This is a genomic window from Pseudomonas sp. Pseusp49, assembly GCF_059491875.1.
Genome location: NZ_CP168514.1, coordinates 575,543 through 587,475 on the forward strand (window position 1 = coordinate 575,543; position 11,933 = coordinate 587,475).

Here is an 11,933-nt window from a genome sequence, read left to right on the forward strand (position 1 = left end):
CGGGAAACTCCCTGCCTTTTCGACTACCCAACGCATTTGGTCTTCTTTTCGCGTAGGTTATTTCCTAATTTGTATTTCGGCACTCTACTCGGCCATGTCTCTCAGCGAGAATCCCCGGCCGCCCCTCCCGTAGAGAAACGCCGATGTTCAACCCAGTCAGCGAACCGCCATTTCGTCTGGATGTTGCAGGTTTGCCCGACTCCCTTGAGGTCCTGGCCTTTACCGGTAGAGAAGCCATCAGCGAGCCGTTCGTGTTCGACCTGGAGCTGCTGATCGATGACCCGGTGCTTGACCTTGCCAGTTTGCTGTACCGCCCGGCCTCTTTGCATTTCGGGCCAGCCGGAAACCATGTGCATGGGCAATTGCATGAACTCGTCCAGCGTGATCATGCCTCGGGGCCCCGACTCTGCCAGGTGCGCCTGGGACCAGGACTGGCTTGTCTGGCCCAGCGCTTCAGCCAACGAATTTTCAGCGCCCGTTCGGTGCCGCAAATTCTCGATCAGGTGCTCAAGGAGCACGGCATTACTGGTAAAGATCGACGCCTGGCGCTGAGCGGCGACCACCCGCCCCGGGATTTCTGCACGCAATATCGAGAGTCGGACCTGCAATTTGTCCAGCGACTGTGCGCCCAGGAAGGATTGCATTACCACTTCGAAAACCGCGTCGGGGGGCACTGCGTGGTGTTCAGCGACGATCAGCAACATTTTCGAACCGCAGAGCCTGCGGTTTTGCGCTGCGAGGGCGATCAGCCGGGAGTGCGGCAGCTCGAACGCCAGCGTAGCGCTGCGACAGCGGCGCAAAGTGTCGAATGCCGGACAGACCTGGCGACCTTGCGCAGCGGTCGGGTGATGCCGCTGTCCGGTCATCCGGTTGCCGATTGCAATCGGCTCTGGCTGGTGACCCACGTTGAACATTGGGGCTGCCAGGATACGGCGACGCCGTACCACAACCAGGCCCGTGCCCTGCAATGGCCGACCCGCTTCGACCCACCCAGTGCGACGAGCAAACCACAGATGCACAGCCTGCAGCGGGCGTGGGTCGTGGAGGTCGATGAGCAAACCCCCGATCCGGCAAGGCCGGTCCCGGTGCAATTCGACTGGCTCTATCAGGGCGAAGGGGCAGCGCCCAGTCACTGTTGGCTGCCATTGGCCGGGCCGTTGCAGGCCGAGACATGCTCGCCATTGCGCGAAGGAACCGAGTTGGTCGTGAGTTTCATCGAAGGTGATCCCGACCAGCCGCAGATAACCGGAGTGCTGCATGCGCCGGCAACGATCGAGGAGACCAACGCGGACACTCCCCAGGCCATTTGCACCCCTGATGAGGGCCTGGAGCAATGGTTGCACTCGGCAGAGCCGCTGCTGATGCTGTGCCTGCTGCCCGGCGGTGGCAGTTTCAATCATTGCGCACAGGCGTTGTGCACCTGTCGTCTGGCGACGCAGCTTGGCCAGAGCTCTGGAGCATGATCGCCACACGTACGCCCGAGGCGCCCCCGCAGTGGTTGTTGCTGGATGTGCCGGGCACGCCGCAGGCGGGTGTCATGCTTCGGCAGATGTTTGCACAAGCCCGGTGGTACAAGTTGTTCGAAGGTACGGAGTGGCATGCGCTGCGTGAGCAGGGACCGCTCCTGGTCGATCTGCGCACCTGCCCGGCACTGGCCGATCTGTGCATCGTCGACGGCCAACGCTGGCCCGGATTGCTGATGGTCAGCGAGGCCGACGCTGCATCGTTGCTCGCGCATTTACGGCGCATGCTCACGGTGACGCTTGGCTTGCACCGGGCCCTTTTGAACTACTACAACCCGATCACGGCCAGCTATTTTTTCGATGCCTGCGATGCCGCTGAACTGAGTCGCTGGCTAGGGCCCATCCAGCAGTTGCGTTGGTTCGGCGGCAGTTGGGCCGATCGGGCAACGGGATGTGAGGGGTGGCAGCGCTTGTCCAGCCCCGGGTTGGCGGTCAGCCCTTTGGCCGTCGAGGAGAGCCTCAGTGTCGGGCAACAGGGAAAACTGCAAACCTGCCTGCTCGAACAACATGCTTGGCGCTGGAACCGATCCACCGGTGCCGATTTCTCCCGCCTGTGGGTCCATGTGCAGGAAGGGTTGACGCTGGGTTTCAGCGAGCGCCCGGTGCTTGATGGCTGGATATGGCTACGTTTGCAGTATCCCGACGCCGTGCCCGTGCAGCCATTGCCGGGCAGGACGCAGCAGGAACGCCTCGATAGCCTGCGCCACCTGTGGCAGAACGACCGCCCCTGGCCATGAGCTCGATCCGCTCAGTGAGTGCTGCCGGCAAACCAGCCATCGTGACGGCGCAGGCGCCAGGCGATCACGCCGAGGGTCAGGCTGCGCAGCAGCATGAACAACAAAAAGGTTATCCACAGGCCATGGTTGCCCCAGCCTTGCAGTGCCCAGCCGAAAGGCAGCACCAGCACCACGGTAAGCACCATGCCGTTGCGCATTTCCCTGGCGCGGGTGGCGCCGATGAAAAGGCCGTCGAGCAGGTAGCTCCAGACGGCAATCAGCGGCAGCACGGCGAGGTAGGGCAGGTAGATGAACGCGGTGTCGCGCACACTTTGAATGTCGGTCTGCATCTCGATGAACAAATGCCCGGCGAACAGAAACAGCGCGGCAAAGCCCAGGCTTGCCAACAACGACCAGCCGCCCGCCACCACCAGTGAACGTCGCAGGGCATCACGGTCGCGGGCGCCGAGGGCATGCCCGCACAGCGCTTCCACGGCGTGGGCCAGGCCATCGAGGGCGTGGGCGGTCAGCAGCAAACCGTTGAGCAGCAGGGCATTGGCCGCGACCGTGGCGTCGCCCAGCCGCGCGCCCTGCACCGTGATCAGGAAAAACACCGATTGCAGCGCCAGGCTGCGGATGAAGATGTCGCGGTTGACCGCCAGCAATGGCCGCCAACTGTGCCACAGCGCCAATGCCGCCCAGACGATATGCCCGGGATAGGCGCGCAGGGCCTTGCGGGTCATCAGCAAACCGATCAGCGCCCCTGTCCATTCGGCAATAACCGAGGCCCGGGCCGCACCGACCACGCCCCATTCGAGGCCGAGGACGAACCACAGGTTCAGGGCGATATTGATCAGGTTGGTACTCAGCAGAATCGCCAGCGGCGCCCGGGCATTCTGGGTGCCGAGAAACCAGCCGACCAGTGCATAACTGGCCAGCGCCGCGGGCAGCCCGAACAGACGGGTGTGGAAAAACTCGCGGGTCAGCTGGTCAAGCTCCGCCGAGGGTTGCATGAAGTGCAGCGCCACCGTACTCAATGGCACGCCCACCGCACCCAGGACCAGGGCCAGGCCAAAGGCGAGCAACAGGCCTTGCAACAGAATCTGCCGCAAGGCCGCACCATCCCCGCGCCCGGCCGCCTGGGCGGCGAACCCGGTGGAACCCATGCGCAGAAAACCCATGGCCCAGGCAAGGAAGGTATACAGACTGGCCCCGACCGCGACGGCGCCAAGTTGATGGGCATGGGGCAGGTGACCGATGACGGTGCTGTCGACCAGTGCCACCAACGGTACGGAAATGTTCGAAAGAATCATCGGCGCGGCGAGTGCCCAGACCCGGCGATGGGTAGGGCGGTCGCGCCAGTCGGCGGTCAGGTTGGACATGCAGGCTCCTTGGGGAGCGGGCATTGTAGCGGCACATTCAGAGCATGCCTTGATCAATTGTGGGAGCGGGCTTGCTCGCGAATGCGGTCGTCCAGTCAATAATGATTCGACTGACACTCCGTCTTCGCGAGCAAGCCCGCTCCCACAGTGTCCGGTGGTGTCAGTGGATGATCCAGCTGAGCAGCCAAAGCCCCAGCATCAACCAGATGATCCCCATGATGAAGGATGCATTGAGAAAGGCGCGGATAGCCGACCACAGCAGGATCAGCCCGAGGATCAAGGTCAGGATGCTGACGACCGAAGTCTCCATGCCCAGCGTCTGGGACAAGCCTTCGACAAAATTGCTGCTGGCGTTGCTCAACAGATTGAACAGCCCACTGAGGCCATCAACGATGAAGCGGATGATCGAGCCGAGTACCTGGCCGAGCCATTCGGAAAAACCTTCTACCTGCATGGAGTGAACGTCCTGATTAAAGAGAATTGAGCCTTGGGCTGTCGATCATGCTGCCGAGTTCCCACAAGCATAGAGGGTTGCACCGCAACTGTGGGAGCGGGCTTGCTCGCGAAGGCATTGGATCAGACACATCAATGTTGGATGTGCCGCCGCATTCGTGAGCAAGCCCGCTCCCACAAAAAACCTGCACGGCACTCAACCGTTGTCACTTGCCATCCTCGGTCATCCCCCCGAAGCTATACGCCTTCAGGAGAGCCCGATGAACCTTGTTGAACTGACCGAACGCCTGCACGCCATCCGTGACCGCAATGACTGGCGGCAATTTCACAGCCCGAAAAACCTCGCCATGGCCGCGAGCGTGGAAATGTCCGAGCTGGTGGAGATTTTCCAGTGGCTGACCGAAGACCAGTCACGCCAGTTGCCGGCGGACAAACTCGCCCATGCCGGGCAGGAAGTCGGTGACATCGTGCTTTATCTGTTGCTGTTGTGCAGCGAGCTGGGCCTGGACATGGAGGCCGTGGTGCGCAGCAAACTGGCGGACAGCGAGCGGAGGTTCAGCTGATGAGCGACCGTCATTTCGATCAACTGGCGACCCGTTTCGCCGAAAAAATCTACGGCGGTGCCAAGGGTGCGATCCGTCTGGCGGTGTTGCAGGCCGATCTGGCCGAAGCCTTGCCCGATCGCCCGCTGCGCGTGCTGGACATCGGCGCGGGCCTTGGCCACATGTCGTTGTGGCTGGCCCAGCGCGGCCATCAGGTGACCCTCGCCGAACCTGCCGAACCGATGCTCGAAGGCGCCCGCCAACGTTTTGCCGAAGCCGGGCAGAGCGCCACCTTCATTCAGGCACCCTGGCAGGAACTGCTCGGGCAGCTCACCGAGCCTTACGACCTGGTGCTGTGCCACGCCGTGCTGGAATGGCTGGCCGAACCCCACGCCATCCTGCCGGTGCTGCATCAGCTGACCAAGGCGGACGGCTGGCTGTCCCTGGCGTTCTATAACCGTGATGCGCTGATCTACCGCAACTTGCTCAAGGGCCATTTCCGCAAGATGCGCAAGAACGACATGGCCGGTGAAAAGCAGAGCCTGACCCCGCAGCAGCCCCTTGATCCGCGTGAACTGGCGGCGCAACTTGAAGGTCTGTGGCGGGTCGAAACCCAGAGTGGCGTGCGGGTTTTTCACGATTACATGCCGGTGGAATTCCAGGCCCGCGCCGAGCTGGTGGACCTGTTGGAAATGGAACTGGCCCACCGCCGTCATCCAGCCTATGCCGGGCTTGGGCGTTACTTGCACTGGATCTGTCGGCCTGTCTGATCGGAGCACGCAATGAAAAGTCATTCAGGTGTACTGCTGTTCTGCCTGGGGCTGGCGGCCTGTCAGGGCAGCAATCCCTATGTCGCCACGTCCAACCCCTTGCCGCCGGCACCGCCCCAGGCCGCCAAGACCTTCGATCGCAGCGCTTACCCGGCAGCACCCCGTGACTATGGGCGCTACCGCAGTTGGGCCTGGCTCGACGGGCACCTGCCACCGGGCACGGCCTGGGCTGATTCCGCACAGATTGCCGAAGCGGTCAGCAATGCGCTGGATCAGCGGGGTTTGCGTCCGCTACACGACAATCGTCCAGCGGACCTGTTTGTCAGCGCAGACCTGCGGATGGAAACCCGCTTGCGTCAGGTTCAGGACGACTATTACGGCGGCGGTTATGGCGGCTACAACGGCTACGGCCCTGGATATGGCGCATACGCCACCGTGCCGATCATCCGGACCTATCAGGAACAGGTCGTGGTGGTTCAGGTGGATATGTATGACGCCAAAAGCGGTCAGCCGATATGGAGCTCCAGCGCTGAAACCGGCAACCGGGGCAGCGAAAGCGAGCGCGCCGATGCCATACGGGAGGCTGTGGAAAAGGCGATGTCGGCGTATCCTCCCAGTTAGCTTCTGTAGATAAGAAGCATTTCGCAGGAGAACCATCATGTTCCGCCGTTTCATTCTACTGGCCATGGTCGCGCTGCTCAGTGCCTGCGCCGCCAACCAGGTCAATCATGATTTTGACGCCAGCCGCGATTTTGCTGCCTATCGCAGTTGGGCGTGGAAAGAACCCGCCGTGCAATATCGTCCCGATGATCCACGGATCAAGAGCGACCTGACCGACCAGCGCATCCGTCAGGCGGTTGCCGATCAACTGGACCAGCGCGGTCTGCGCCCGGCCGCCGCGGGTGCCAAGGGTGACTTGAATGTGCAGACCTACCTGATTGTCGAAGAGCGGCAACAGCAGGTGACCACCAACTACGGCGGCGGGTGGGGGTACCCGTGGTATGGCTACTACGGCGCGCCCATGTATAACGAAACCCGCAACGTCAGCTACAAGGTCGCCACCATCCAGATCGACCTGCTGGACGGCAAGGACGGCAAACTGGTGTGGCGCGGCAGTGACGAACAGATACTGAGCCGCACACCGAACCCGTCGGATCGTCGTGATGCCATCCTGGAAACAGTCACGCGGATATTGGCCAACTATCCACCGCACGCCTCCTAGAATCAGCCAGTCTCTCAACCCCTGTGCCTCACAGGGGTTTTTTATTGCCTGCGCTGGCGAGTTGCCAGCAGTCTTCGCCACCCTTGTCTACACTGCTTTTCACCAACGGAGGTCGCGCCCGGCAGTGCGCCGGCAAAGGAGTGCGCCATGTCTCCCCGCATGCAGTTTCGCGGCCCGGTCCGGCAACGGGGGGCGATCGGCTTGATGGCCGCTTTGACCCTGACCTTGGCTTTGGCATTCATGTTGTTGGTGGTCGATACCGGCAGGCTGTACCTGGAAAAACGCAGTTTGCAGCGCGTGGCTGACATGGCTGCCCTTGAGGCGGCCACAAGGGGGGGAGACTGTTCCGCCGGATCAACCGCGAACACCTATGCCACGGCCAGCGCGCAACGAAATGGTTTCGCCATTCCCTCCACAGGACGCGCACTGGCGGTGGCCTGCGGTACGCTGACCCTGGATGCCAACAACCTTCGGGTATTCGGTGCAGACCCAAGCAAAAGCGAGGCTATCCGGGTTATCGCCAGCCATGTCGTGCAACAGAGCATTGCCGGTGGCATCGGCGCCTTGGCCGGCGGTGCACCGGCGGGCTCGACGCTGACGCTGAGCGCTACGGCGGTCGCTGCGCTGCCGCCCCCCGTGGCTTCATTGACGATCCGCAGTGCCACCCTGACTTTCGATACCAGCAAGGCGGCCATTACCAGTCTGCTGTTCGGGGGCTTGCTGGGCGGCAATGTCAGTATCAGTGCGGCGGGCTGGAACGGCTTGGTCAACACCGACATCAGCCTGCTCAGCTACCTCAATCGGTTGAAAGTTGACCTCGGCCTGATCGCTGGCGGCTACGACCAGGTGCTCGGGAGTACGGTCAATGTCAGCCAGTTGATCCAGACCGCCATCAACGTACTGGACCCCAACGGCACACTGGGAGCCTCCGCAACCATTGTCAGCCTGCAAGCGTTGAAGGTGGCAGCGGGTACGACGTCCGTTGTGCTGGGAAATATGTTGCATGTTGAAAGTGGCACCGACATCTCGACCCTTGCCGTGAATCTCAAGGCCTTCGATCTGATTGAGGGGTTTGTGCAGCTGGCCAACAAGAAAAATGCCTTGGTCGCGACTTTGCCGATCAACCTCGCGGGCCTGGCGCAGATCACTGCACGGGTGCAGGTGATGGAGCCGCCGCAACTGTCGGCCATCGGCAATCCGAAAAACGCGGCGTTGGCCCCTTTGGGACCCAACCGCATCTATGTACGCACGGCCCAGGTCAAGACATTGTTGTCGATCAACCTGCCCGTGCTGGACGCCATCACGCCTCTGGTCAACGCCGTCATCGATCTCGCTGCGCCCTTGGCCAACACTTTGAACGCTTTGCTTGATCTGGACCTGGTGGGCGTCGTCAACTCATTGACCTGCGCGTTGCTCGTGCCGTGCGACACGCCGGACATCAAGCTCTTGCCACCTCCGATACGCATCGACGTGGCGCTGGAGGCCGCCGGGGCCTGGAGTTATGTCACGGCTTACAGTTGTGTGAGTGCGACGAACAAAAGCCTGACGACCAACACCACCACCACACTGATCGGATTGAAGATCGGGCAGATCAACCCTGCCGATGTGTTTGGCTCGCCCACTGTCCCACCCAGCAACACCGTCAATCCCTTGAAGGTCATCGATATCGGCGTGAAGACCTGCCAGCGGCTGCTGATCTTGCCGCCAACCTGTTACAACCATAAGCCTGGCGTTGGCGGAAGCGTCGATATCATGGTCAACACCGCGGTTGCCCAGAATGCCAACATGCCTCACGTCTATTCCGCGCCGGCGGCCACCAACCTGCCGGAGATCAATCAGCCACCGTTTTACTACGCCTACACCACGACCAACATCGTCAACAGCCTGAGCACCACCGTGAGTAACCTGGGCGTGAACATGTATGGGCCGTCGGGCAGTATCGTCGGTGGCCTGGGCAGTATTTTGAGTGAGGTGACGACTGCATTGGTCAATGCGATCAATACGGTACTCAGTCCGTTACTGGATACGCTGATCAATACGTTGCTGGCGAGTCTGGGGATCGACCTGAACAAAGTCGAGGTGGGCGCCAACCTCAGTTGTCACTCGGGACGAGCGGCGCTGGTGATCTAGTCCGGCGTCACGATCGGCAGTTCAATGCAGAAACGCGCACCCTCGGTGGCGTTTTGCACGCTCAGTTTTCCGCCCATGTTCTCGACGATGCCATAGCTCACCGAGAGCCCCAGACCGGTGCCGACACCCACCGGTTTGGTGGTGAAGAACGGCTCGAAAATCCGCTCCAGCAAACGCGGGTCGATACCGCCGCCGTTGTCCTCGACCCACAGGCGTACCGCGTGTGTATCCCGTTCGGCGTACACCGAAATCCACGGTTTGAAATCGGGGTTGGCCTCGCGCTTGCCGAGCAATGCATCCCGGGCGTTGACCATCAGGTTGATCAGCACCTGCTCAAGCTGATCGACGTAGCCGCGCACCAGCACTTCAAAACCGGTCTCGCTGATGCGCAGGTCGACACCTTTGCCGCGCATCCCTTCGGACAACAGCGCCAGTGTGCCTTCGATGGCCTGGGCCGGGTTGAACGGTTGCTGCTCGATTTCCGAGCGACGGCCGAACACCCGCATGTGGTCCACCACCCGCGCGGCGCGTTGCACCTGGGTGTCGATACGGCTGAGCTTGTCGATCAGGTAATCGACCTGTACGTCGCCGTTGTTGAGGCGCTTGAGGACATTGACGATGGCCATGCGCATCACGTTCAGCGGCTGGTTGATCTCATGGGCCAGGCCGGTGGCCATTTCACCGAGGGTGGCCATTTTCGCGCTTTGTGTGAGCTGCTGCTGCGAGCGTCGTACCTCGGTGTTGTCGCGCCCCACGGCCTGGACCTCGAGCAAACGGCCCTGTTCGTCGAACACCCCGCGATCGGACCAGACCCACCAGGCGTGTTCGCGCCCGGGCAGTTGCAGGTTGATCTCGGCGGTGCTCACCGGAAACTCCGGGCTCAACTGGTTCAGCCGCCGGGTGAATGCCTCGCGCTGTTCCCCGGACATCCAGTTGCCCAGATTCACCCCCGGCAATTGCTCGGGCGCCAATTCCAGATAGGTGGCCAGCGGGCGGTTGCCGAAGGTCAGGGTCAGGTCTGGCTGGTAGCGGCAGATCATCGCCGGCGAGTCTTCCACCAGAATCCGGTAGCGTTCCTCACTCTGCCTGACCTGCTCGGTCGCCAGGGTCGCTTCGGTGACGTCCAGCCACAGGCCCACGGCTTCCACCGGCAAGCCGAGGTCGTCGCGCAGCAACTTCGCTTCATCGAGCAGCCAGTGATAGTCACCGTGACTGTCGCGCAACCGATAGCGGGCGCGCACCGAGCCTTCACGCAGCAACAGCCGTGTGCGCTCGAAATACTGCAGGCGGTCGTCGGGATGCACCCGCTCCACCAGTGTTCCGGGTGCGCAGTCGGCCAGGGTCCAGCCGAGCAACGGGAACAGGCTGTCGCTGAAGAACACCGGTTGCAGAGCGCCTTCGTCATAGTGCTGTACATAAATCACCGCCGGTGAACTGGCGATCAGATTGTCCAGGCGTGCATGGGCGGCGGCGGCGCTCTGCTGCTGATTCTTGATGTCGCTGATGTCGTGCATGAAGCCCACCAGCCGACGGTTTTTGCCCACGCCCAGCGCCTGGCCTTGCAGGCGGTACCAGACGGGTTCGAGTGCATCGTCGGGACGATACAGGCGCACGCACAACAGCAGCGGCATGCCCGACGCCTGCAAGTCCTGCAGGCGGATGCGCAGCTCTTCACGGTCGGCGGGATACACCTGGTTGAGCCAGTCCTGTACGGATAAACGCGATGCTCCAAGGTTCAGGGTTGTCGCCAGCGAAGGTGCCAACTGCACCTCTTCGCTGTCGCTGAAGACTTCCCACCAGCCTGTGCCCAGCAACGCTTGCAGCGACTCCAGGCGTTCCAGTTGCAGGTGATGCCGGTGCTCGCGCAGGCGCTCGAGCAAGGGGCTGGCGAGCGCGGCGGTGATTTGCAGCCAGTCGCGTTCGGTGACATCGGGGGCGCGTTGTTGTGGCGTGTAGAAACCGCACAGTAACCAGGCGACCACCCCTTGCGCATCGTGGTAGGGCACGGCGAAGCCATCGGTATTGCCGAACGTGCCTTGCAGGCGCGGGTGTTCGCGCGGGGTCAGGTACTGAGGTGCCGAGCCGCTCAAACTGTCCAGCCCCGTGCCCAGGCGCTGTTCGTTTTGCCATAGCTGCGGTGCATCGAAAGCCGTGTAGTGCTGGTGAATCTGCCAACCCTGTTCCTGCTCATCGAGCAAGGCCAGGGCAATGCAGGGGATCTGAAAGCGCTGGGCCAGGCTTTGCAGTTGTTCGCCCAGCATCTCGGGCAGGCGTGTCAGGCTGCACAGGCGCAACTGTTCGGCGATATGCAGCGCCAACACCTGACATTGCTCGCGGTTGCGCGATTGCCGGCGCTCGAGCAACAAGTCGCCGATGTCGAGCATCTGCAACAACCAGGCATCGGCCAAGGGTTGCACCCAGCCGCGCAAATGCAGGGGCGGACCATTGAGACTGTAGAAGTCCAGGTCCAGGGTTTGTCCCTGCCATTGCGCCGGCGCGCCTTCGATGACGAGGCCGCTGTGGGGCAACAGGAAATCGAGCAGGTGCGGTGCCTGTGCGCCTGGGGTTTGCTGGGCCAGCAAGTGGCGCAGTGGACCGCTCAATTGAACGACACGCCCATCGGGATTGAGCTGCATCTGCAATCCGAAGCTGTGCACCTGCAGTGCCTCCGGCGGCTCCGGTGGGGGCGGCGGGTGGCGATGCAGCAGGCGCCCGAACAGTTTATCCCCGGCACTCAAAATTGCAGGCTCGCACTGGCCGTGAGGGTGGCCGGCAGATTGGGTACCCGACCGATCCCGGGCAGATTCAGGAACGGAATGACGGCGCTGATTTTATTGGTGGGGTAACTGATGCGGACTGTCAGCAGCCCGCCCACATAAGTGATGTTGGCGTCGGTGGCGACATTGAAGTTCAGGGCCGGCGCAATCCAGGCCGTTTGCGTGGTCAGCTCCGTCGTGGCGCGGGCAATCAGCGCGGCGCTGTAGCCGGGGGTGGCCGGGTCCAGCGCTACGCTGCGGCGCACGGCTTCGGCGGTCGACTGGTTGAATGACTGCATCAACAGCAGCGGCAGGCTATAGCTGACGATGCCGTAGAACACGCCAAAAAAAATGATGAACACCAGGCCGAACTCAATCGCGGCGGCACCTTTTTGTTTGTGGGGGAGGCTGGCTTTCATGAGTGCGTCTACCCTGACCA

11 protein-coding genes are annotated in these 11,933 nt (G+C 62.0%); 7 read left to right on the forward strand and 4 right to left on the reverse strand.

All coding sequences use genetic code 11. The annotated features are described in order from the left end of the window. Positions 1–143: 143 nt before the first annotated feature. Both ACEN83_RS02425 and ACEN83_RS02430 read left to right on the forward strand, forming a co-directional pair. A complete protein-coding gene (locus ACEN83_RS02425) occupies positions 144–1,463 on the forward strand; it encodes a type VI secretion system Vgr family protein (RefSeq protein ID WP_495579401.1) in 1,320 nt (439 codons plus the stop codon). After that, positions 1,460–2,260 carry a DUF4123 domain-containing protein gene (locus ACEN83_RS02430; RefSeq protein WP_495579402.1) on the forward strand — a complete coding sequence of 267 codons (801 nt, stop codon included), beginning with the start codon at positions 1,460–1,462 and terminating at the stop codon, positions 2,258–2,260. Before ACEN83_RS02425 ends, ACEN83_RS02430 begins: the two co-directional genes overlap by 4 nt. Positions 2,261–2,271: 11 nt before the next feature. Here ACEN83_RS02430 and ACEN83_RS02435 read toward each other — a convergent pair whose 3' ends face one another. Both ACEN83_RS02435 and ACEN83_RS02440 read right to left on the reverse strand, forming a co-directional pair. Continuing rightward, positions 2,272–3,621 (reverse strand): MATE family efflux transporter, encoded by a 1,350-nt coding sequence (locus tag ACEN83_RS02435; RefSeq protein ID WP_495579403.1) that lies wholly within the window; start codon positions 3,619–3,621, stop codon positions 2,272–2,274. A gap of 160 nt (positions 3,622–3,781) precedes the next feature. Next, the gene (locus ACEN83_RS02440; protein ID WP_495579404.1) at positions 3,782–4,075 is read right to left on the reverse strand and encodes a hypothetical protein; all 294 of its coding nucleotides are present in this window, start codon (positions 4,073–4,075) and stop codon (positions 3,782–3,784) included. Between the two features lie 259 nt (positions 4,076–4,334). Between ACEN83_RS02440 and ACEN83_RS02445 the strand changes: the two genes are divergently transcribed. The 5 genes from ACEN83_RS02445 to ACEN83_RS02465 all read left to right on the forward strand — a co-directional run bounded on the left by ACEN83_RS02445 (position 4,335) and on the right by ACEN83_RS02465 (position 8,738). Then, on the forward strand, positions 4,335–4,637 hold the full coding sequence (locus ACEN83_RS02445) for a MazG-like family protein (RefSeq protein ID WP_007971343.1): 303 nt from the start codon (positions 4,335–4,337) through the stop codon (positions 4,635–4,637). Next, on the forward strand, positions 4,637–5,386 hold the full coding sequence (locus tag ACEN83_RS02450) for a methyltransferase domain-containing protein (protein ID WP_495579405.1): 750 nt from the start codon (positions 4,637–4,639) through the stop codon (positions 5,384–5,386). Before ACEN83_RS02445 ends, ACEN83_RS02450 begins: the two co-directional genes overlap by 1 nt. A gap of 12 nt (positions 5,387–5,398) precedes the next feature. Further along, complete coding sequence (locus ACEN83_RS02455; protein WP_102700480.1) at positions 5,399–6,007, forward strand: DUF4136 domain-containing protein; 609 nt, start codon at positions 5,399–5,401, stop codon at positions 6,005–6,007. A gap of 37 nt (positions 6,008–6,044) precedes the next feature. Further along, positions 6,045–6,608 (forward strand): DUF4136 domain-containing protein, encoded by a 564-nt coding sequence (locus ACEN83_RS02460; RefSeq protein WP_102700481.1) that lies wholly within the window; start codon positions 6,045–6,047, stop codon positions 6,606–6,608. A gap of 147 nt (positions 6,609–6,755) precedes the next feature. Continuing rightward, the gene (locus ACEN83_RS02465; protein WP_495579406.1) at positions 6,756–8,738 is read left to right on the forward strand and encodes a pilus assembly protein TadG-related protein; all 1,983 of its coding nucleotides are present in this window, start codon (positions 6,756–6,758) and stop codon (positions 8,736–8,738) included. On the opposite strand, the gene ACEN83_RS02470 is transcribed toward ACEN83_RS02465, so the two are convergent. Further along, complete coding sequence (locus ACEN83_RS02470; protein WP_495579407.1) at positions 8,735–11,476, reverse strand: PAS domain-containing sensor histidine kinase; 2,742 nt, start codon at positions 11,474–11,476, stop codon at positions 8,735–8,737. The two genes, ACEN83_RS02465 and ACEN83_RS02470, sit on opposite strands and share 4 nt — an antisense overlap. Further along, positions 11,473–11,913: a TadE/TadG family type IV pilus assembly protein gene (locus tag ACEN83_RS02475; protein WP_116582433.1), complete on the reverse strand. Its 441-nt coding sequence runs from the start codon at positions 11,911–11,913 to the stop codon at positions 11,473–11,475. Before ACEN83_RS02475 ends, ACEN83_RS02470 begins: the two co-directional genes overlap by 4 nt. Between the last annotated feature and the right edge of the window lie 20 nt (positions 11,914–11,933).

What these genes read in the sequence shown, in the direction of transcription:
- ACEN83_RS02425 (WP_495579401.1), top strand. Translation starts at nt 144, where the DNA reads ATGTTCAACCCAGTCAGCGAACCGCCATTTCGTCTGGATGTTGCAGGT.
- ACEN83_RS02440 (WP_495579404.1), bottom strand. Translation starts at nt 4,075, where the DNA reads ATGCAGGTAGAAGGTTTTTCCGAATGGCTCGGCCAGGTACTCGGCTCG.
- ACEN83_RS02455 (WP_102700480.1), top strand. Translation starts at nt 5,399, where the DNA reads ATGAAAAGTCATTCAGGTGTACTGCTGTTCTGCCTGGGGCTGGCGGCC.
- ACEN83_RS02475 (WP_116582433.1), bottom strand. Translation starts at nt 11,913, where the DNA reads ATGAAAGCCAGCCTCCCCCACAAACAAAAAGGTGCCGCCGCGATTGAG.
- ACEN83_RS02450 (WP_495579405.1), top strand. Translation starts at nt 4,637, where the DNA reads ATGAGCGACCGTCATTTCGATCAACTGGCGACCCGTTTCGCCGAAAAA.
- ACEN83_RS02445 (WP_007971343.1), top strand. Translation starts at nt 4,335, where the DNA reads ATGAACCTTGTTGAACTGACCGAACGCCTGCACGCCATCCGTGACCGC.
- ACEN83_RS02430 (WP_495579402.1), top strand. Translation starts at nt 1,460, where the DNA reads ATGATCGCCACACGTACGCCCGAGGCGCCCCCGCAGTGGTTGTTGCTG.
- ACEN83_RS02435 (WP_495579403.1), bottom strand. Translation starts at nt 3,621, where the DNA reads ATGTCCAACCTGACCGCCGACTGGCGCGACCGCCCTACCCATCGCCGG.
- ACEN83_RS02465 (WP_495579406.1), top strand. Translation starts at nt 6,756, where the DNA reads ATGTCTCCCCGCATGCAGTTTCGCGGCCCGGTCCGGCAACGGGGGGCG.
- ACEN83_RS02460 (WP_102700481.1), top strand. Translation starts at nt 6,045, where the DNA reads ATGTTCCGCCGTTTCATTCTACTGGCCATGGTCGCGCTGCTCAGTGCC.